Origin of the sequence: Vibrio kagoshimensis (genome assembly GCF_050337535.1) — a bacterium.
GTDB classification, from domain to species: Bacteria; Pseudomonadota; Gammaproteobacteria; order Enterobacterales; family Vibrionaceae; genus Vibrio; species Vibrio gallaecicus.
Genome location: NZ_JAKJSZ010000021.1, coordinates 19,981 through 40,312, shown reverse-complemented (window position 1 = coordinate 40,312; position 20,332 = coordinate 19,981). Strand labels below are relative to the sequence as shown.

Sequence of the window (20,332 nt, the reverse complement as noted above, 5' to 3'; positions counted from 1 at the left end):
ATGCTGGGGTTTTTTATTGCTTACTGCGAATCAGGTATGGATATACTGAGTTAAGAGAGTTAAGAGAGTTAAGAGAGTTAAGAGAGTTAAGAGAGTTAAGAGAGTTAAGAGAGTTAAGAGAGAAATGAAAAAAAATATCGTGGCATAGCCGGGGGGACTATGCCACGGGTGCCAATGACACCTTCGCTTGCTGCCGGAGTGATAGGCAAGCCCATCACTTCTGGAATTAATGTTAAAGAGAAGTAGTTTCTCTTCGATGGAGTAACTATATGCTGGTCCACTTAATTTCCTTATAAAATTAACGACAATTGATAGTGATAAAAACGACAACCTTTTAACTTGCTGTTTTTAAATGGCTAAATTTAAATTTCTTATTTTTGTACTAGTTAGTTAGCTTATTGCTAGTGTTGAAAATAACGTTTTTGACGAGGTTTTTTTAACGAAAGTTACGTATTTATTTTTGGAAACTTTGATTTCACACAGTAAAAGCAAGGTTTTATGTCTGTAAAATTATCGCTAATAAAAATCCTTCTCATTATCAATGGTAAGTAGCAATCATGAAACTCTCACAACTAGAACAAGGGAAAACAGCTTCTGTTGTAAACCTTGCGGATTTAACTTCTGACGTCAGAAAAAAACTGATGGTAATGGGTTTACTCCCTAATACAGAAATAAAACTGATTCGCAGAGCGCCTATGGGTGATCCTCTTCAAGTTGAGGTGAGAGGTGTGTCCATCGCTATTCGCCAAAGTATCGCTGAGTCAATTGAGGTAATGTAATTATGGAATATCAAGTACTCACGGTAGGTAATCCGAACAGTGGTAAAACAACTTTGTTTAATGCGTTAACTGGCGCAAAGCAACATGTTGGTAATTGGGTTGGTGTGACAGTTGAAAAGAAAACTGGTCAGTACAGCCATGCTGGTGATCAGTTTAAGCTAACAGACTTACCGGGAATCTATGCTTTAGATAGCGGCAATGACAGTAACAGTATTGATGAATCCATTGCTTCACGTGCGGTTTTAACTCACCCCGCTGACGTTATTATTAATGTTGTTGATGCTACATGTTTAGAGCGAAGTTTATACATGACACTTCAATTGCGCGAATTAGGTCGCCCAATGATTGTTGTTTTGAATAAGATGGATGCGTTAAAACGTGAGCGCCAAGTCATCAATTTGAAGGCATTAGAAAAGGAAATCGGGTGCCCTGTGCTTAGTCTTTCTGCTAATGACAAAGCACAAGCTGGTCGATTCAAAGAAAAGCTACATAAGCTCTTGGTACAAGAAGTCAATTTAGAGCCTTTATCTATTCAGTATTCCGGTGATATGGAAGCTTTGATTACAAAAGTTTCAACACAATTTACAGATGCTGATGTTTCACACCGTGCTTTGGCTATTCGATCTTTAGAAAATGATTTATTAGTTCTAAATAGTTTGTCTCAGAAAGAGCGAGAACTTGTTGATGAAATACGCTTGGGTGCTGGCTGCGATATAGATTTGTGCGTTGCGGATGCTAAGTACACTTTTTTACATGATCTTTGTAAACGTGTTCGCCGCAGTGAAGGTAAGCTGAGCAGAAATTTTACTGAGAAAGCAGATCAATTCATTCTAAACAAGTGGGTGGGTATTCCATTCTTCTTCGTTGTTATGTATCTGATGTTCATGTTTTCTATCAACATTGGTGGCGCATTTATTGATTTCTTCGATATTGGTGTCGGTAGTTTGTTAGTGGATGGCGGGCATTACCTTCTCGATGGTCATTTACCTGTTTGGTTGGTGACAGTTTTAGCTGATGGTATTGGTGGCGGTATCCAAACCGTTGCAACATTTATTCCGGTCATTGCTGCGTTATACCTATTCTTAGCAGTGCTTGAAAGTTCAGGTTATATGGCACGCGCAGCTTTTGTTCTTGATAAAGTGATGCAAAAAATTGGCTTACCGGGTAAAGCATTCGTTCCTTTAGTTTTAGGCTTTGGCTGTAATGTACCTTCAATTATGGCAACAAGAACGCTAGACCAAGAGCGTGAACGTAAACTAGCAGCGGCAATGGCACCCTTTATGTCTTGTGGAGCTCGTTTACCTGTATATGCATTATTTGCTGCAGCTTTTTTCCCAGGAGCGGGGCAAAACGTTGTATTTGCGTTATATATCCTAGGTATCGTCGCGGCAGTGTTTACCGGCCTATTTTTGAAAAGTACTTTATACCCGGGTAGCAGTGATAGTTTAGTCATGGAAATGCCAGACTATGAACTACCAACTGTACAAAATGTCATGATTAAAACTTGGCAGAAACTTAAACGTTTTGTTCTTGGTGCCGGTAAAACCATCGTAATGGTCGTAGCAATTTTGAGCTTTTTAAATTCACTGGGTATGGATGGTAGCTTTGGTAATGAAGATAGTGAAAATTCAGTACTTTCAAGAGCAGCACAAATTGTAACACCTGTATTTTCACCAATTGGTATCACTGAAGAAAACTGGCCTGCAACGGTTGGTATCATCACTGGTATTTTCGCCAAAGAAGCCGTAGTAGGTACATTAAATAGCCTTTACACGTCGCCTAGTGATGAAGATGGTGCTGAGTTTGACTTAGCGGCAAGCCTTGAAGAGGCTGTTATGTCTATACCTGAAAATTTAGCTGGTTTAAGTTACTCAGACCCTCTTGGAATTGAAGTGGGTGATTTAACTGACTCTGGCGCGGTTGCAGAAGATCAAGAGGTCGATTCTTCAATTTTTGGTAACTTGAAAGATAAATTCGTGTCTGGTCATGCTGCCTTTGCCTACTTGATCCTTATCTTGTTATATACCCCATGTGTAGCCGCAATGGGTGCCTATGTAAAAGAATTTGGTCAAATGTTTGCACGTTTTATTGCCGTGTGGACGATGGCTTTAGGTTACTTTGGTGCGACTTTTTACTATCAAGCAGCTAACTTTGCGCTGCACCCTGTGAGTAGTGCTATTTGGATGATGGCGATTGCTGGCGGTTTTGTACTTACCTATCGTGTATTTAAGACTATTGGTAATAAGCAGAAAACGCTTGAGGTGCAAGTTGTATGATTTTGACTGAACTTCATCATTATATTGATAGCCATGGTGTGGCAGCTCGAAAAGAGCTATCGTCTAAATTTGGCATGAGTGAAGATGGCGTTGATGCAATGCTGAATGTGTGGGTTAAGAAAGGTAAAATCTCTCGATTAGTGGATACTAATCAACATGGGAACACTACACGTATTCGCTATACCATTAGTAAGCAAGATGGCTTGTCGCTAAATGTGATGATGTAATCCAAAGCCTTACATGATCGTAAATTAACAAACAGTACGGTTATTAAAAAAGCCGCTCATCTAATTAGGTGTGCGGCTTTTTGTTATTCGTTCTGAGCAATATTTCTTACTAGTCGCCTTATAAGGACAAACAAGGCAGATAAAATTATGCTTTTTTGAAGATTGAGCTCAGTGATAACACATTTTGAATTCGTGTCAGAATGGTAAGTTGATCTTCTTCACTACGTTGCTCACCTTTGGTATTCCCCCAAACAGGTCCTGGCCATGCAATGTCATCTTTGAAGCGAGCAATATGGTGAATGTGCAGTTGTGGCACCATGTTGCCTAGTGCACCTAGGTTTAATTTATCTGGTTGGAATGTCGCTTCAAGAGCTTGGCTAACGGCTTGAGATTCATGTAGGAATTGCTGCTGCTCTTTCATCGGTAAATGATGCAGCTCTTTGAGGTTGGCACGTTTAGGCACCAAGATAACCCAAGGTACTGCGCTGTCTTTGTGCAGTAATGCTAAGCTCAGCGGAAATTCGCCAATCAGTGTTGTGTCTTTTGCTAATTGTGGGTGAAGTTCAAAACTCATTATACTATCCATTTCAGTTTCTTGAATTCAGTATACGCTAGATAAAACAAAAGGTTGATGCTCTCACATCAACCTTTGTATTTAATCATAGTAACTCTGTTGGAATTACATACGCTCTAGTGTTTCGATGCCTAGAAGCGATAGACCTTGCTTAATTGTCTTCGCTGTTAGCGCAGCAAGCTTAAGGCGGCTCTGCTTAACTGTTTCGTCTTCTGCTACTAGGATAGGGCACGCTTCATAGAAGCTAGAGAATTGACCGGCAAGTTCAAACAGGTAGCTACACATAATATGCGGCTGACCTTCACGAGCAACAGACTGTACCGCTTCTTCAAATTGTAGAAGTTTCGCGATAAGTGTTTTCTCTTTCTCTTCAGTGATTTTGATGTCACCTTCAAGAGAGTCCATAGAAACACCAGCTTTAGCAAATACAGAAGCAACACGAGTGTATGCGTACTGCATGTATGGTGCTGTGTTACCTTCGAATGCAAGCATGTTGTCCCAGTCAAACACGTAGTCAGTGGTACGGTGCTTAGAAAGGTCTGCGTATTTAACTGCCGCCATTGCAACAGTGTTAGCAATCTTAGTTTTTTCTTCTGAATCTAAGCCTGGGTTTTTAGACTCAATCAGTTTTTCAGCGCGCTGTTCAGCTTCGTCTAGTAGGTCTGTTAGTTTTACAGAACCGCCTGCACGAGTTTTGAATGGCTTACCATCTTTACCTAGCATCATACCGAACGCGTGGTGCTCAAGAGAAACAGACTCAGGGATGAATCCAGCTTTACGAACGATAGTCCAAGCTTGCATTAGGTGTTGGTGCTGACGTGAGTCGATGAAGTAAAGTACGCGATCTGCGCCTAGCTCTTCATAACGGTATTTTGCACACGCAATGTCTGTTGTTGTGTAAAGGAAACCGCCGTCACGTTTCTGGATGATAACGCCCATTGGGTCGCCATCTTTATTCTTGTATTCGTCTAGGAATACAACCTGTGCGCCGTCATCTTCTTTAGCAAGACCTTGCTCTTTTAAATCAGCAACGACTTTAGGAAGCATGTCGTTATACATGCTTTCACCCATCACATCATTCAATGAAAGTGATACGTTTAAACGCTCATAGTTACGTTGGTTTTGAACCATTGTGATATCGACAAGCTTCTTCCACATTTCAGCACAGTACTCGTCACCACTTTGTAGCTTAACCACGTAGTTACGAGCCTTAACTGCAAATTCTTCGTCTTCGTCGTAAAGCTTTTTAGATTCACGGTAGAAAGCTTCAAGGTCTGAAAGTTCCATTGAAACTTGACCTGATTCAGCCTGAACGCGCTCAAGGTTGGCGATAAGCATACCGAATTGAGTACCCCAATCACCAATGTGGTTAGCACGGATAACGTTGTGACCTAAAAACTCAAGAGTGCGAGTTACCGCATCGCCAATAACGGTTGAACGAATGTGGTGAACAGCCATTTCTTTTGCAACGTTTGGTGCAGAGTAGTCAGTCACAATCGTTTGTGATTCAGCAGTCGCAACACCAAGGCGAGAGTCGGCTAAAGCCGCTTCAGCTTGTTGTGCTAGGAAAGCTTCATCTAGGAAGATGTTTAGGAAACCGGGACCCGCGATTTCAACTTTAGAAGCGATACCGTCTAGGTTTAGAACGTCCAATACTTTTTGAGCAAATTCTCGTGGGTTAGCGCCTAGTCGTTTAGCAACGCCCATTACGCCGTTTGCTTGGTAGTCACCAAATTGTGCTTTTGCAGATTGACGAACAGCAGCAGGAGAGCCTGCAGGTGCGCCAGCGGCTTCTAGAGCCTGAGATACTTTGTCATTAATAAGTGCTTGGATATTCACACGAGTTTCCTTCAATTCAAGGATGATAAGAGTGGCCGTTATTTCGTGGTCATTGAATCGACTATTAGTGTTCTCACTTAACGATTTAATGATGAAATTAACAACAGACTCTGTTTAAGTTCACAAAAATGGCGGTAATCATACCAATTTTGTGTAGCTTCTTATAGGTCGAATTGCTAGAAAAATGACTTTTTCTAAAGCCAGTTTGGTTACTGGCTATTTATAATTAAAAGCGTGGAATTTTGAGAGCGGCTCTTGTTGCTAATCGCAGAGCTGATAACATGCGCCGATTAATGGCAGAACAATGAGACAAATGATGACCCTACAGCAAGCGGCATTAGAGCCAACCCAAATGATCGCACGTTTAGACGATTTTATTGAGCAGATCGAAGACTTAGGAAATAAGCTTGGATTGGATTTGAGTTTTGCTCAAGCAGACCATATTGCGCTACGTATTAACGAAACTGAATTAGCGAAAGCTGCTCATCAAGCATGGTCTAAATATGGCTCTACTATTTCAGAAGCGATGATCAATGGTCGTCCAATCGTAGTATTGGCGTTTGATAAACCACTACAAAGCCGTGGTTGGAAAATTGAATGCTTAGAGCTGCCATATCCAGCAGAAGGCAAAGTTTACCCAAACCAAGATTGGGAGCACGTCGAGTTTGTCATCCCATCACACGCGCAAACGGCAGATGAATATTTAGCTGACTTAAAAGACACTTACCCGATGTTTGCGTTGAAAATGCAGACTATCTCTGAAGAAGGCGTGAAGATTAAGTTATCTAGCCCGAAAGGTGAGGGCGAGCGCTTAAACAACCCTACGGTGGCTTTCAAGTATCAGGGGATTTGTATCAAATTGCACCCACACTCATTGAAGAAAATAGTTGAGTCTGAGCAGGAAGGCTAGAGAGTTCTATTCATCTCAATTTTTCTTTTCTGAAAAACAAAAGAGTTGGCGTTTGTGCCAACCCTTTAAAGTGTTATCTATTACACGTTTTCATTCGTGATGTGCTTTTTTAAACGTAATGTGCTTTTACGAAAACCGCTTTAACGCAATGTGCTTTTATAAGATAACGGTTTTATTCCCGTATACAAAAACGTGATCGTTAATCACTTTATTCAGTGCTTTACTTAGAACATTTTTTTCAACATCTCGACCAGCTTGTGCCATATCTTTCGCGCTAAAGTTATGATCCACTGGGATGACATCTTGCTTAATGATAGGTCCTTCATCGAGGTCGTTTGTTACAAAGTGAGCCGTTGCACCAATAATCTTCACCCCACGTTCATAAGCCTGTTGGTAAGGCTTTGCGCCAATAAATGCAGGTAAGAAGCTGTGATGAATATTGATGATCTTGTGATTGTACTTCTCAACAAAGCCTGGAGTGAGAACTCGCATATATTTAGCGAGCACTAAATAGTCAGCTTCGTAAGTGTCGATCACTTCAAGCATCTTTTGCTCATGTTCCTCTCGGTTCAAGCCTTCGTGAGAAACATGATGATAAGGAATATCAAAACGCTCAGTTAGGCTTTGCAGCGTATCGTAGTTACCTACAACGGCAGCGATGTCTACATCTAAGCTGCCATCAAAATTTTTCATTAAAATATCACCAAGACAATGCGCTTCTTTTGTCACAAGAACGACAACACGTTTACGAGAAGAACCGATAAGTGTGCGTTTAGCATTACTTGGTAAAGCTTGGTCTAAATCAGCCAGCAAGGTTTCATCATTGAAGTACCCTTCTAGCTCTGTACGCATGAAAAAGTGACCGCTAGTGTTATCTACAAATTCATTATTATGAATAATATTTAGTTGATGCTTATAACAAATATTCGTTATTTTTGAGATTAGGCCTGGGGCATCGGTACAGTGTGTTAGCAGTGTTTTCTTTTCCATTTGCATCCTACTTCCATGAAATGTTTTTTTTATTCTCTGAATTAAATATCGACCCGCCGAACGGTGAGCTAAGCCGCAATATCAGAGCTACAATTAATCTATCATTATTTTGCTTTCAACAAAATCTACCATGTATTTTATAGATTAATAAATTTTCTTCGATGGTCGATTTGTACTTATAGCTGCTTAGCTATAGTGTTAACCAAGGTGGTATTTATGGATAAAGAGTTACTAGCAAAAAAACTGTATTGCGAACGAGTAAGCTCGCTACTGGGTGATGAGCAAATGGACGATGATGTTCTGGCTGAAATGTGGGAAAGCAAAGCCTCACCAACAGAAGCAGCTAAAGCCATGCAGCCATCAGATGACGGTTTCGGCGCAGCTCCTTGGTTATCTCGTTACCTTAACCGTAAATAACTTGCATTAAGTTTTCCGCAATACATCCCGAACACCCCGGTGCGAAGTCATTCTTGATTCGCGCCGGCTCACTAAACCTGACATAATTCCTCTTCTTTCTACTCTCTAAATCGTACTTTATGATCTCTAAAACCTTTTCTGCGAATGGTGCGCTTGGCAAAGCAATTCCAGGGTTTCAGCCGCGACAAGCTCAATTGGATATGGCCGAAGCTGTTTCAAAAGCCATTCAATCTGAAGGGCAACTTGTGGTTGAAGCTGGGACCGGAACAGGTAAAACGTTCGCTTACCTTGTGCCAGCATTACTCAGCGGAAAAAAAATCATCATAAGTACCGGCTCTAAGAATCTTCAAGAGCAGTTGTACCATCGTGACCTGCCGTTAATGGTTGATGCACTTGGCTATTATGGTCAGGTGGCGTTATTAAAAGGGCGATCGAACTATCTGTGTTTAGATAGATTAAGTCGGCAGATGGTTGAAAGCCATGGTATGCATTCTGATCCCACACTTCTTGCTCAACTTGTTAAAGTTCGCTCTTGGTCGTCGAGTACAAAAACTGGTGATTTAGGGGATTGTGACGATATAGCTGAAGACAGCGTAATTATTCCAACCATCACTTCCACCAATGATAATTGCTTAGGAAAAGAATGCCCTAGTTACACGGACTGCTTTGTGTTGAAAGCCCGTAAAAGAGCCATGGATTCTGATGTGGTCGTAGTGAATCATCACTTATTTCTAGCAGATTTAGCGATAAAAGAAACGGGATTTGGTGAGTTGATCCCAGAAGCCGATGTATTTATTTTTGATGAAGCGCATCAGCTGCCAGACATTGCGAGTCAGTATTTTGGTCAATCGGTATCTAGCAGGCAAGTACAAGAACTCGCAAAAGATATTGAAATTGCTTATCGCACTGAAGCTAAAGACATGCGTCAGTTACAAAAAGTGGGCGATAAATTAATTCAGTCAGCAATGGATATGAGGATTGTCTTAGGTGATACCGGTTTTCGTGGAAATTGGCGTGAAGCCTTAAAATCTGAATCGATCGCTAGAGAGCTTTTGCGTCTCCAGGATGCGTTGCAACTGGCAGTCGATGTTTTAAAACTGGCTTTAGGTCGCAGCCAACTTCTAGATACCGCCTTTGAGCGTGCCAATATGATAAAAGCGAGGATTGAACGTGTTTGTGACGTTTCAATCACTGGATATTCCTATTGGTACGATACAACACCAAGACATTTTGCCTTACATATTACTCCGCTATCAGTAGCAGATAAATTCCATGAGCAAATTCAACTGAAACCAGGAGCGTGGGTTTTCACTTCGGCTACTTTAGCTGTTTCCGATGACTTCGATCATTTTACCTCTCGTTTGGGCTTAAAGCCTGAGTCCCAGTTTTCATTACCAAGCCCGTTTGATTTCCCAAGCCAAGCTCGGTTATGTGTGCCTCGCTATTTACCAGAACCAAATAGCCCAGGGCTTGCAGATAAACTGGTGCGAATGTTAACCCCGGTAATTGAACAGAACCAAGGCCGCTGTTTTTTCTTGTGTACTTCTCACAGTATGATGAAAGAACTTGGCGAGCGTTTTCGGGAAACATTAAGTGTACCAGTGTTACTACAAGGTGAGACAAGTAAGCAAAAAACGTTGGCAGAATTTATGGAATTAGGTAACGCATTGCTGGTGGCGACAGGGGCTTTTTGGGAAGGGATCGACGTTAGGGGCGACGCGTTAAGCTGTGTTATCATTGATAAGCTACCCTTTACGGCTCCTGATGACCCTTTGTTAAAAGCTAGAATTGAGGACTGTAAACTGAAGGGAGGTGACCCGTTTGCGCAAGTTCAGTTGCCTGACGCTGTTATTACATTGAAGCAAGGAGTAGGGCGGTTAATTCGTGATAAACGAGATCGTGGTGCTTTGATCATTTGTGATAACCGCTTAGTTACCCGAGATTACGGAGGCATATTTTTGGCAAGCTTACCGCCAATACCTCGTACTCGTGACTTAGGGGTCATAAAAGATTTCTTAGCTAAACATTCAACAGTAACGGATGAATAAAAACGTTATTCGGGTTTAGCCATTACTTAATACCAAACAAAGATTATTTGAGACATTAATGAGCGCAAAAATTCTTGCAGTAGATACCGCTACTGAAAACTGTTCAGTAGCATTGATGGTTGGCGAACAAGTGTTTGCACGCAGCGAAGTAGCCCCTCGTGACCATACAAAAAAAATACTACCTATGGTTGATGAAGTACTGAAAGAAGCCGGTATGACATTAAACGAACTCGATGCGATTGCCTTCGGTCAAGGTCCAGGCAGCTTTACTGGAGTCCGTATTGGTATAGGTATTGCTCAAGGTTTAGCATTTGGAGCTGAACTGCCAATGGTAGGGATTTCTACTTTAGCAGCAATGGCACAAGGTTGTTACCGTAAGCAAGGTGATACTCATGTAGCAAGTGCCATTGATGCTCGTATGAGTGAGGTTTACTGGGGACGTTATAGCCGAGAGCAAGACGGAAGCTGGGCAGCTTTTGATGCTGAATGTGTTATTGCGCCAAGTGATTTAGTTGAGCAAGTTCAACGAGACGAGCAGACATGGTCTAAAGTGGGAACTGGATGGGAAGCGTATGCTGAGCATATGGATACCATTGATCTAAATAGTAAAGAGAGCGATGTGTTATTCCCAGAAGCACAAGACATTGCTTTTCTTGCTCAATTTGCTTTTTCTGAAGGCAAAGTGGTAGAAGCTGAGCAATCTGCACCAGTTTATCTACGTGATAAAGTTGCTTGGAAAAAACTACCAGGTCGTGAGTAAACCTTTCAGGCTAACTTAATGACAATCTGTTTAAGCCGTTGTGAGTTACGTTAGCAGCTTAAGTCATTAATGAAATGTTTATTTATCGTAGAGTATGATTAACCTGATGACGTGTTCAGGTTAATCATCAAATTCGGAGGCTATCATGGTTTCGATTAATGGATTACCCCCTTCTTCGATAGGCAATACTCAAAAGACCAATCGAACCAATAAGAAGAATGAAGTCAAGAAGGGTGATAATAAAGGGTCTGTAGGGCAACCCACAAAAGTTGCTAATGCTGTCTCTCACTCTATTCGTCATGTCCAAGAGTCTGATATTCATAAAGCCCAACTTCAATATGATCTTCCAGAAGGACGAGCTCGCCGAGCGATGGAAGAGTATATGGATGTGATGAATCAAGCTAAAAAAGAGGAACTTGCCAAGCTTATCGGAGTCGATATCTATATCTAACGCTGAATTTTCTTTTCTCCTGCTTTAAGGATGCACATCATGTTTTCTCTATTTCCTAAGTTTCGTTTTATTTTTCTTATTCTATTTTCTGCTTTGGTGATGGGATGCTCTACGCTGCCAACTGAACTAGAGGCGAACTCTGAAGCTGTGATCACAGATTATCAGGAGTGGGTTAATCAGCTACCAGAAGCAAGTGATATTCGATTAGGTGGTGTGATTGCAAAAATCACAAACTTAGAGAATAAAACTCGAATTGAAGTGGTAAATTTACCAATATCAAAGGATGGAAAGCCAGACATCAATGCTGAGCCTAGTGGACGTTTTGTCGGTTACATCGACGGTTATCTTGAACCTTTAAGTTTTGCTGAAGGGCGACTAATTACGTTGGTTGGTACATCAACAGGTACAGAAGATGGCAACATTGGTGAGTTCCCTTATACCTTCCCCGTCATGGACATTTACAATCATCGTTTATGGCAAATTACAGAGAGAGTGGTGGTTAACGATTTTGGTCCAACTTATTACTCTTGCAGCAGTTTACATTGCCGAAATTTCAGAACCATGCCAACTCAAGGTCGAGTTGTGAAGGACCTTGAATAGACATTATACAAATTAACATTAGGGCTTTATCTAAGCGATGATTGAAAAATCGTATTCCCTCGCAAGTGGGACTCTTGCGGCACAAGAGCTAGGAAACCCTGAAACGGCCGTAGTGACGGTCGTTTTTATTCATGGTTGGCTAGATAACTCTTCAAGCTTTTCTACCGTAATGGAAGAATTATCAGCTTTATACCCAGAAGGACACTTGGTTGCAATTGATCTTTTGGGTCATGGGCTCTCTTCTCATAAACCTCAGGCTTTTTACCCTTTTCATGACTACATCGATGACTTACACCAAGTATTGTCTAAAATCTCAGCAAACAGATTGGTTCTGATAGGACATTCGCTTGGTGCATTAATCGCAAGTTGTTATAGTGCCGCCTTTCCTGAAAATGTATCAGGATTAGTTCAAATTGAAGGTCATGGACCTCTTTCTGAAGCACCTGAGCAAACAGTTTCTCGGTTGAGAAATGGGGTGTTGAGCCGACAGCGGCATCGCAGAAAACCTTCACGTCCTTTGGCAAGTATTGAGGACGCAATAAAGCTAAGATCAATCACTAACCATATTAAACCTGAACTCATTGCTCCTATTGTTGTAAGAGGAATCGTTAATTGTGAAGGTATATGGCAGTGGCGATATGACCCAAATTTAAAGTGTGACTCTCTCTACCGAATGTCTCAAGAACATTCGGATGCGATCATGGCATCTATTGTTTGCCCGCAACTAATTATATTAGGCAATGACGGTTTTCGTCATTTACAACACAATCGCTACAAGTTAGCCGATAGTGACCTAAGAATAGAGAGAATCCCCGGCGGTCATCATTGCCATTTAGAGAACCCTATAGCCGTATCTGAACTAATCTTTGGTGTAGTTAACAAAATTTAAACAAGTGTTTGAGCCTTTTAGTGCTCAAGCACTAAAGCTGTGCTGTAATACTCCGCATATAAAAATAGCGGCGGTTATGGTCGTCAGCTTATTACGAGGAGTAACATCGTGGATAAACCTTGGCTTTCACGCTACCCAAGTGACGTACCAGAAACGATCAACCCAGATCAATACGCATCTCTTGTTGAAATGTTTGAGCAATCTGTTCAGAAATATGCAGACCAACCTGCATTTATGAATATGGGTTCAGTCATGACATTCCGTAAGCTAGAAGAGCGCAGTCGTGCTTTTGCCGCTTACTTGCAAAATGACTTGAAGCTTAAAAAAGGTGATCGAGTTGCGTTGATGATGCCTAACTTGCTTCAATACCCAATTGCCTTATTTGGTGTATTACGTGCAGGTATGATCGCGGTTAACGTGAACCCTCTGTATACCCCTCGTGAATTAGAGCACCAGCTGAATGATTCTGGCGCTAAAGCTATCGTTATCGTTTCTAATTTTGCTAGCACGCTAGAAAAAGTCGTCGATAACACACCAGTTAAACACGTAGTATTGACTAGCCTAGGTCAGATGCTACCTCGTGCGAAAGGCACGATTGTCGACTTCGTTGTCAAATACGTGAAAGGCATGGTGCCAAAGTATGATCTTCCAGGCGCAATCTCTTTTAGAAAAGCACTGCACAAAGGTCGACGTCTTCAATATGTTAAACCGTTTATGTCGGGAGATGATATTGCTTTCCTTCAATACACTGGTGGTACAACGGGTGTAGCAAAAGGGGCGATTCTTACTCACAGAAATATGATTGCAAATGTACTTCAAGCGAAAGGGGCTTATGGTCCTGTACTTGAAGAAGGTCGTGAGCTAGTTGTTACGGCATTGCCGCTTTATCACGTGTTTGCTCTTACGGTGAACTGCCTATTATTCGTTGAAATTGGTGGTCAAAACTTATTGATTACTAACCCAAGAGATATTCCAGCGTTCATAAAAGAACTACAAAAGCATGACTTTACCGCTATTACAGGTGTAAATACGCTGTTTAATGCACTGGTCAATAATGAAGACTTCCATGAACTTGATTTTAGCAACCTTCGCCTATCTGTAGGTGGCGGTATGGCAGTTCAACGTGCAGTTGCGGAACAGTGGAAGAAAGCGACAGGTATTCATTTACTGGAAGGCTATGGCTTAACTGAATGTGCACCTCTAGTAACCGGAAACCCATACGATCTGAAAGATTACACGGGAGCTATTGGCTTGCCTGTACCTTCAACAGAGGTTCGTATTATTGATGATGAAGGTCACCCAGTATCGAATGATCAAGTCGGTGAATTGCAAGTACGTGGTCCTCAAGTGATGCAAGGATACTGGCAGCGACCGGAAGCAACAAAAGAAGTGATCAATCAAGAAGGTTGGTTATCAACAGGTGACATAGTTAAGTTTGATGACGAAGGCTTATTACACATTGTTGACCGTAAGAAAGATATGATTTTAGTTTCAGGCTTTAATGTTTACCCGAATGAAGTAGAAGATGTGGTTGCTCTTCATGGGAAAGTGTTAGAAGTGGCTGCGATAGGTCAGGATAATGATGTGTCTGGTGAGCTTGTTAAAATTTACGTAGTGAAGCGTGATCCTAGCCTAACGAAAGATGAAATCATTACCCATTGTCGTGAGCATTTAACTGGCTATAAAGTTCCTAAACTTGTTGAGTTCAAAGAAGAGTTACCTAAAACAAACGTAGGAAAAATTCTTCGCCGCGTATTACGTGAAGAGAATGAAGCTAAGTTAGCAGAGCTAGAAAGTGCGTAAGCAGACAATCTAATAAAATCATGTGAAAAGTGTTAGAATGCCGGCAGTTATGTCGGCATTTTTGTATGCGACAATTATTGAAACCTAGTGAGAGTTTTTGTGAACTATCAAATCATTACCCAATTGCAAGATCTTGAGCAAGTCTGCCTTCAAGCACGAGAAGCTGATGTTGTTATGCTCGATACGGAATTCGTGCGAACAAGAACCTATTATCCTCAGTTAGGTTTAATTCAGTTATTTGATGGTGAAACATTATCTTTAATCGACCCTGTCGCACTTGATGAAATGACACCGTTTGTCGACTTATTGAAAGACACTTCGGTATTGAAAGTATTGCATGCCTGTGGTGAAGACCTTGAAGTGTTCCAAAATGCTTTTGGTTGTACACCAACGCCAATGGTTGATACACAAATCATGGCGGCTTTCTTAGGGCATGGTTTGTCGACTGGCTTTGCTGCATTAGTTTCTGAGTTTGTCGGTGTTGATTTGGATAAAAGTGAATCTCGAACGGATTGGCTAGCGCGCCCACTTTCCCAAAAGCAGCTAGATTACGCAGCAGCAGACGTGCATTACTTATTGCCGATGTATAACAAGCTGTTAGATAAAGTGACAGAAGCGGGCTGGTGGGATGCAGCCAAGCAAGAGTCGGCTTTGCAAGTAGCCAAGCGTATTCGTCCAAGTGAGCCTGAAAAAGCATACCTTGATATAAAAGGGGCATGGCAGCTTAAACCAAATCAACTGGCGATTCTTAAGCCATTAGCAACTTGGCGACTAAAAGAAGCGATCAAACGAGATCTCGCGCTTAATTTCGTATTTAAAGAGCAAGACTTATGGGCTGTGGCTCGGTTTGCACTTAAAAATCCGAAAGATATGGAAAAAGAAGGGTTTGATATTCGTTCGGTTCGCCGTCACGGGGCAAAACTAAGCTCTATTGTGAAACTTGCAGAGCACACGCCTGAAGAAGAGTACCCAGCGGTTGTGGAACGTTTGATGGACTTCCCTGGTTACAAACAAATCTTTAAAGTATTGAAAGATGAAGTTAAATTAGCGTCTGAAAAGAGTGGTTTAGCAACGGAGTTTTTAGCGTCTAAGAAGCAATTAAATCAAATGCTAAGCTGGGTTTGGAAGCACAAGCGTAATCCTGAAAAGCTACCAGATGTTATGCAAGGCTGGCGTTTAGAATTACTTGGTGTTCATCTGGACAAAAAAATTAAATAGCCTGATAGCCTGAGGGAAAACTAATTACTGTTTTTCTGATTAGATAGAAATAAAAAAGAGAGCCGAGGCTCTCTTTTTTTTCGCATTACGCAAGATGAAAGTAAGTGATTACTTTTCGTCGTCTGGCAGTTTTACATTCAGTTCGAGTACTGAAATGTCATCATCTTTATGCTCGAAAGAAAGATCAACCATTGAGGGATCAACGTCTACATACTTAGCAATCACTTTAAGAATATCTTCTTTAAGCTGTGGTAAATACGAAGGTGAAGGATCACCATGACTGCGACGTTCAGCAACAATAATTTGTAAACGCTCTTTTGCTAAATTTGCAGTGGTTTTCTTTTGTGGTCTAAAAAACTCTAGTAATGACATCGTATATTAGCCTCCGAACAGTCGTTTGAAGATGCCCTTCTTCTCTTCCGTTAAGAAACGGAAATCAACTTGGTTACCGAGTAGTCGTTCTACGGTATCGTTATATGCCATGCCTGCATCTGTCGCGTCATCAAAGATAACGGGTACACCTTTGTTTGAAGCGTTTAAGACTGCTTGGCTCTCAGGGATAACACCTAATAGTGAAATATGCAGAATATCTTCAACATCTTCTACGCTAAGCATTTCACCTTGAGTCACACGTGCTGGGTTGTAACGAGTTAATAGTAAGTGCTGTTTTACTGGCTCTAGCCCATCTTCGGCACGTCGTGATTTTGAGTCTAAAATCCCTAGAATACGGTCTGAATCGCGTACTGAAGAAACTTCTGGGTTAGTCGTAACAATGGCTTCGTCTGCGAAGTAAAGTGCCATTAGAGCACCTTGCTCGATACCTGCTGGTGAATCACAGATGATGAAGTCAAAGCCCATCTCATCTAATTCAGCAAATACACGTTTTACGCCATCTTTCGTCAAGGCATCTTTATCGCGAGTTTGAGAAGCGGGCAGAATAAATAGGTTATCTGTACGCTTATCTTTGATCATTGCTTGGTTTAGTGTTGCTTCACCATTGATCACGTTAACAAAGTCATAGACGACTCGGCGTTCACAGCCCATGATTAAATCTAGATTACGTAAGCCGATATCGAAATCAATTACGGCGGTTTTTTTGCCTTTTAGCGCTAAGCCAGAGGCGATAGCCGCACTTGATGTCGTTTTACCAACTCCACCTTTACCTGACGTTACAACAATAATGCGTGCCATTGTTTTTTCCTTTTTATCTTTCTAAATCGCGAGTACATCTAAGTGCAGAACATCATCAGTCATACTAAGTATGATCTTCTTCTGCCAGTATTCGCTTTCAATTTGGTCGCTTAACCAATAGTTACCAGCAATAGAAACAAGCTCAGCTTGTAAATCATTACAAATGACTTTGGCTTGCGTTTGGCCACTTGCACCAGCGATAGCTCTGCCGCGTAGTGTGCCATGAATATGGATGCTGCCATCAGCAATAACTTCAGCTCCAGCGCTGACATGGCTAAGGATCACTAAATCACAGTCTTTAGCGTAAACCTGCTGCCCAGAACGAATAGGGGTTCTGACAACTTTAGTAGGCGCTATTGTTGCGGGTGCTTGGGAAGGCGACTTACTTGCTGTCATCACCGCAAATCCGGCTTCCTTCGCTAAATTTTGTATACGTTTATCCTTGCAGCCTGCAATACCCACAGGGATCATCCCTGCAAGAGAAATCCCTTTTTTCAGTTGAGAAAAATCAATATCACCTTCTACTTGGCTGATATTGATCACAACCGGAGCCGCTTCAAAAAATGAAGGTGCTTGCGTTACTTTCTCTTGGAGGAAAGCCACCGCATTTTCGACTTGGGCATCTGATAAATGCAATACAGATAGAGTAAAACTGCTACCTTTTAGATCTGGGTTACTAGACATCGAAAACTACAGGACCTCAATAACGAATGGCTACAATTTCTTTCATCTTTACAATAAAGGGAATTGCCTGAAACTAGGTTTATCATGTTATATTCCCAAACCAAGCACAGCAAGTAATCTTGTTGTCAAATGAACGTTTTGTTCCCAATATTTCATCTATATAAACGACATTACTCTCAACTTAGAGTTTTGTGGTTATAAACTATAAAAAAGGCTTGTCATGCTGTGTTCTATTTATAAAAGCTCTAAGAAAGAAGGCACATACCTTTATATTCCTAAGAAGGATGATTTTTCACAAGTTCCTGACGCACTGATGCAAATGTTTGGTAAACCTAGCTTTGTTATGGTCATCAAAATGGAAGGCAGAACTTTGGCTCAAGTTGATATTGAAAAAGTGAAGGTATCAATGGCTGAAGATGGCTTCTTTTTGCAAGTGCCACCGCCACCAGTGAACGAGCTGGAACTGTATAAAGAGCGTAAAGCACAAGCGGATAATGAAGATTAAGTACATTAATTCAAGGAGGAAGCATTGAGTAAATTAAGTAAATCGACAGTTGGCTTAACAGGCTTGTTATTGGCGAGTAGCCTGATGACGAGTAACTCATTCGCTAATGAATTGAGTTTTGAACAGTATGTTGAGAAATTAAAAACTCAAGGTCGTGAGCACGGTATTTCAGAAGTTATTCTTGAAGAAGCGTTTGATGGTGTCACTTTCAAACCAAGAGCCGTCAAAGCCGATAAAAATCAGCCAGAAAAAAAGCTAACCTTAGATGAATACATTCCTAGAGCCGTCCCAGCATGGAAGGTGAAGCAAGCACAAACCTTGTATAAAAAACATTATGAAGCCCTTCATCGAATTGGTAAGGAATACGGTGTACAACCTAGGTTTATTGTTGCGCTATGGGGCGTGGAAAGTAACTTCGGCAAGTTTACTGGTAACTACAGTGTCATCGATGCTTTGACGACAATGGCTTATGACGGTCGTCGTGAAGCCTTTTTTAGTAAAGAGGCAATGGCTGCATTAACCATTCTTGAAGAAGGTCATATCAAGCCTAAAGATATGAAAGGTTCATGGGCTGGGGCAATGGGGCAACCTCAATTTATGCCTAGCTCATTCCTAGCCTATGCTGCGGATGGTAGTGGTGATGGTAAAAAAGACATCTGGAATACTGAAGAAGATGTGTTTGCTTCTGCTGCTAACTATCTAAGCCAGTCAGGCTGGGATGACCAATATACTTGGGGTCGACAGGTTTCTGTTCCTTCTGATATTTCTCTTGAGCTGCAAGGTAGAACGGCAGACAAAGCTAAGTTTTTACAAGAGTGGTCTGAACTTGGTGTGAAGCGTTTTGATGGCAGTGCATTGCCTAAGCTGGATGAAGACATTCAAGCTTGGTTAATTATGCCCGATGATCAATCAGGTCGTTCGTATTTGGTTTATAACAACTACAACGTACTAATGAAGTGGAATCGCTCGTATTACTTTGCACTCGCGGTGAGTCACTTAGCAGATAGAATTAAATTCAACTGATAGTGATACCTGGAAGGTTACTCATTTGAAAAATAAACAAAAGCCGCTGCGTTATGAACGCAGCGGCTTTTTAATTTGAATGAGTTTATGTTTCCCTTAATTTAGGGGGCATAAACTCAGATTATTTTGAATGAAACTGCTCACAAGCGATCATCGTATTTTCGATGAGGCTAGCAACAGTCATAGGACCTACACCGCCAGGAACCGGAGTAATGAAGCTCGCGTTCTCTTTTGCTACATCGTATTCAACATCACCGACAAGCTTGCCCGAATCTAGTCGGTTAATACCTACATCGACCACGATTGCACCTTTCTTAATCCACGCGCCAGGGATGAAATTAGGTTTACCTACCGCAACCACAACCACATCTGCTTGGCGAACGTGACCTTCAAGATCTTTAGTAAAGCGGTGACAAGTTGTTGTAGTACAGCCCGCTAGTAAAAGCTCTAAAGTCATAGGGCGACCAACAATGTTAGATGCACCAACAACAACGGCGTGTTTACCACGTAAGTCAATGTTGTATCTGTCTAGTAGTGTAATAATGCCTTTAGGTGTGCAAGAGCGAAGCTTTGGCATGCGTTGAGCAAGGCGCCCCACATTATATGGGTGGAATCCATCTACGTCTTTTTCTGGAGTAATGCGCTCTAAAACATGAGTGCTGTCAATTCCAGCAGGTAAAGGTAGTTGGACTAAGATGCCATCAATCTCAGGATCTTCATTAAGCTGATCAACTAAGTTTAATAGTTCTTCTTCAGTTGCGGTTGCATCTAGGTCGTAGGATTTTGAAACAAACCCGACTTCTTCACATGCTTTACGCTTGCTTCCTACATAAACTTGAGATGCTGGGTCTTCACCCACTAATACAACTGCTAATCCTGGAGCTCGTAAACCCGCCTCAGTGCGAGCTTTAACACGTGCTGCGACTTCAGAGCGAACGGTTTGAGAAATTAGCTTTCCATCAATATTTTGAGCTGTCATGAATTTCCTTAGTATTGATATTCAAGTTAGTGGCTGATGTTTTGGCGCATTATTTCAGAAAACGTTTTTGATTTCCATCAAGCAAACGTTTGCATTGGTCTATTTTTCTTCACTTATAACGTAAGTGACTTTTTTTTACCCACTTAGATCAGAATGTTACATAAACCCG

At 41.5% G+C, this 20,332-nt stretch carries 22 protein-coding genes; 14 read left to right on the top strand and 8 right to left on the bottom strand.

What is annotated here, in order from left to right:
- Positions 1-113 precede the first annotated feature (113 nt).
- The gene (locus L4C37_RS18220; RefSeq protein WP_429769378.1) at positions 114-281 is read right to left on the bottom strand and encodes a hypothetical protein; all 168 of its coding nucleotides are present in this window, start codon (positions 279-281) and stop codon (positions 114-116) included.
- Positions 282-557: 276 nt separating this feature from the next.
- On the opposite strand from L4C37_RS18220, the gene L4C37_RS18215 reads away from it, so the two are divergent.
- Genes L4C37_RS18215 through L4C37_RS18205 form a run of 3 tightly spaced genes read left to right on the top strand, consistent with a single transcriptional unit; the run spans position 558 to position 3,282 of the window.
- A complete protein-coding gene (locus L4C37_RS18215) occupies positions 558-779 on the top strand; it encodes a FeoA family protein (RefSeq protein ID WP_273294608.1) in 222 nt (73 codons plus the stop codon).
- Positions 780-781: 2 nt separating this feature from the next.
- Entirely contained in the window at positions 782-3,055 is a 2,274-nt protein-coding gene (gene feoB / locus L4C37_RS18210) for a Fe(2+) transporter permease subunit FeoB (protein WP_429769377.1), read from the top strand.
- Complete coding sequence (locus L4C37_RS18205) at positions 3,052-3,282, top strand: FeoC-like transcriptional regulator (protein WP_137374735.1); 231 nt, start codon at positions 3,052-3,054, stop codon at positions 3,280-3,282. The genes feoB and L4C37_RS18205 overlap by 4 nt, the downstream gene beginning before the upstream one ends.
- A gap of 145 nt (positions 3,283-3,427) precedes the next feature.
- Here L4C37_RS18205 and L4C37_RS18200 read toward each other — a convergent pair whose 3' ends face one another.
- Entirely contained in the window at positions 3,428-3,856 is a 429-nt protein-coding gene (locus tag L4C37_RS18200) for an HIT family protein (protein ID WP_273294603.1), read from the bottom strand.
- A gap of 105 nt (positions 3,857-3,961) precedes the next feature.
- Positions 3,962-5,695, bottom strand: a complete 1,734-nt coding sequence (gene argS / locus L4C37_RS18195; RefSeq protein ID WP_429769376.1) for an arginine--tRNA ligase — start codon at positions 5,693-5,695, stop codon at positions 3,962-3,964.
- A gap of 316 nt (positions 5,696-6,011) precedes the next feature.
- Here argS and L4C37_RS18190 point away from each other — a divergent pair, with 316 nt between their 5' ends.
- Positions 6,012-6,605, top strand: a complete 594-nt coding sequence (locus L4C37_RS18190; protein WP_429769398.1) for a VOC family protein — start codon at positions 6,012-6,014, stop codon at positions 6,603-6,605.
- A gap of 156 nt (positions 6,606-6,761) precedes the next feature.
- Here the strand turns inward: L4C37_RS18190 and purU are convergent, their stop codons facing one another.
- Positions 6,762-7,595: a formyltetrahydrofolate deformylase gene (gene purU / locus L4C37_RS18185; RefSeq protein ID WP_429769375.1), complete on the bottom strand. Its 834-nt coding sequence runs from the start codon at positions 7,593-7,595 to the stop codon at positions 6,762-6,764.
- Between the two features lie 216 nt (positions 7,596-7,811).
- Here purU and L4C37_RS18180 point away from each other — a divergent pair, with 216 nt between their 5' ends.
- The 8 genes from L4C37_RS18180 (at position 7,812) to rnd (ending at position 15,781) form a co-directional block, all read left to right on the top strand.
- Positions 7,812-8,012, top strand: coding sequence for a hypothetical protein (locus L4C37_RS18180; RefSeq protein WP_137374731.1), 201 nt, complete (start codon positions 7,812-7,814; stop codon positions 8,010-8,012).
- Between the two features lie 119 nt (positions 8,013-8,131).
- Entirely contained in the window at positions 8,132-10,060 is a 1,929-nt protein-coding gene (gene yoaA / locus L4C37_RS18175) for a DNA repair helicase YoaA (protein WP_273294600.1), read from the top strand.
- Positions 10,061-10,118: 58 nt separating this feature from the next.
- The gene (gene tsaB, locus L4C37_RS18170; RefSeq protein ID WP_429769374.1) at positions 10,119-10,820 is read left to right on the top strand and encodes a tRNA (adenosine(37)-N6)-threonylcarbamoyltransferase complex dimerization subunit type 1 TsaB; all 702 of its coding nucleotides are present in this window, start codon (positions 10,119-10,121) and stop codon (positions 10,818-10,820) included.
- 145 nt (positions 10,821-10,965) lie between these two features.
- Entirely contained in the window at positions 10,966-11,271 is a 306-nt protein-coding gene (locus tag L4C37_RS18165; protein ID WP_137374728.1) for a chromosome partitioning protein ParA, read from the top strand.
- A gap of 39 nt (positions 11,272-11,310) precedes the next feature.
- On the top strand, positions 11,311-11,871 hold the full coding sequence (locus tag L4C37_RS18160; RefSeq protein WP_137374727.1) for a Slp family lipoprotein: 561 nt from the start codon (positions 11,311-11,313) through the stop codon (positions 11,869-11,871).
- A 37-nt stretch (positions 11,872-11,908) separates the two neighbouring features.
- Positions 11,909-12,760: an alpha/beta fold hydrolase gene (locus L4C37_RS18155; protein ID WP_429769373.1), complete on the top strand. Its 852-nt coding sequence runs from the start codon at positions 11,909-11,911 to the stop codon at positions 12,758-12,760.
- A 108-nt stretch (positions 12,761-12,868) separates the two neighbouring features.
- The gene (gene fadD / locus L4C37_RS18150) at positions 12,869-14,563 is read left to right on the top strand and encodes a long-chain-fatty-acid--CoA ligase FadD (protein ID WP_137374725.1); all 1,695 of its coding nucleotides are present in this window, start codon (positions 12,869-12,871) and stop codon (positions 14,561-14,563) included.
- A gap of 99 nt (positions 14,564-14,662) precedes the next feature.
- Complete coding sequence (gene rnd, locus L4C37_RS18145) at positions 14,663-15,781, top strand: ribonuclease D (protein ID WP_273294594.1); 1,119 nt, start codon at positions 14,663-14,665, stop codon at positions 15,779-15,781.
- A 108-nt stretch (positions 15,782-15,889) separates the two neighbouring features.
- On the opposite strand, the gene minE is transcribed toward rnd, so the two are convergent.
- From minE to minC, 3 genes are read right to left on the bottom strand one after another with little or no spacing between them, the layout of a single operon-like run.
- Positions 15,890-16,153, bottom strand: coding sequence for a cell division topological specificity factor MinE (gene minE, locus L4C37_RS18140; protein ID WP_137374723.1), 264 nt, complete (start codon positions 16,151-16,153; stop codon positions 15,890-15,892).
- A 6-nt stretch (positions 16,154-16,159) separates the two neighbouring features.
- Positions 16,160-16,972: a septum site-determining protein MinD gene (gene minD, locus L4C37_RS18135; RefSeq protein ID WP_137374722.1), complete on the bottom strand. Its 813-nt coding sequence runs from the start codon at positions 16,970-16,972 to the stop codon at positions 16,160-16,162.
- A 21-nt stretch (positions 16,973-16,993) separates the two neighbouring features.
- On the bottom strand, positions 16,994-17,656 hold the full coding sequence (gene minC, locus L4C37_RS18130; protein WP_273296295.1) for a septum site-determining protein MinC: 663 nt from the start codon (positions 17,654-17,656) through the stop codon (positions 16,994-16,996).
- Positions 17,657-17,876: 220 nt separating this feature from the next.
- Between minC and L4C37_RS18125 the strand changes: the two genes are divergently transcribed.
- Positions 17,877-18,161: a YcgL domain-containing protein gene (locus L4C37_RS18125; RefSeq protein ID WP_137374720.1), complete on the top strand. Its 285-nt coding sequence runs from the start codon at positions 17,877-17,879 to the stop codon at positions 18,159-18,161.
- A gap of 24 nt (positions 18,162-18,185) precedes the next feature.
- Complete coding sequence (locus tag L4C37_RS18120) at positions 18,186-19,184, top strand: lytic murein transglycosylase (protein WP_273296297.1); 999 nt, start codon at positions 18,186-18,188, stop codon at positions 19,182-19,184.
- 121 nt (positions 19,185-19,305) lie between these two features.
- Here the strand turns inward: L4C37_RS18120 and folD are convergent, their stop codons facing one another.
- A complete protein-coding gene (folD, locus tag L4C37_RS18115; RefSeq protein ID WP_137374719.1) occupies positions 19,306-20,163 on the bottom strand; it encodes a bifunctional methylenetetrahydrofolate dehydrogenase/methenyltetrahydrofolate cyclohydrolase FolD in 858 nt (285 codons plus the stop codon).
- Positions 20,164-20,332 lie beyond the last annotated feature (169 nt).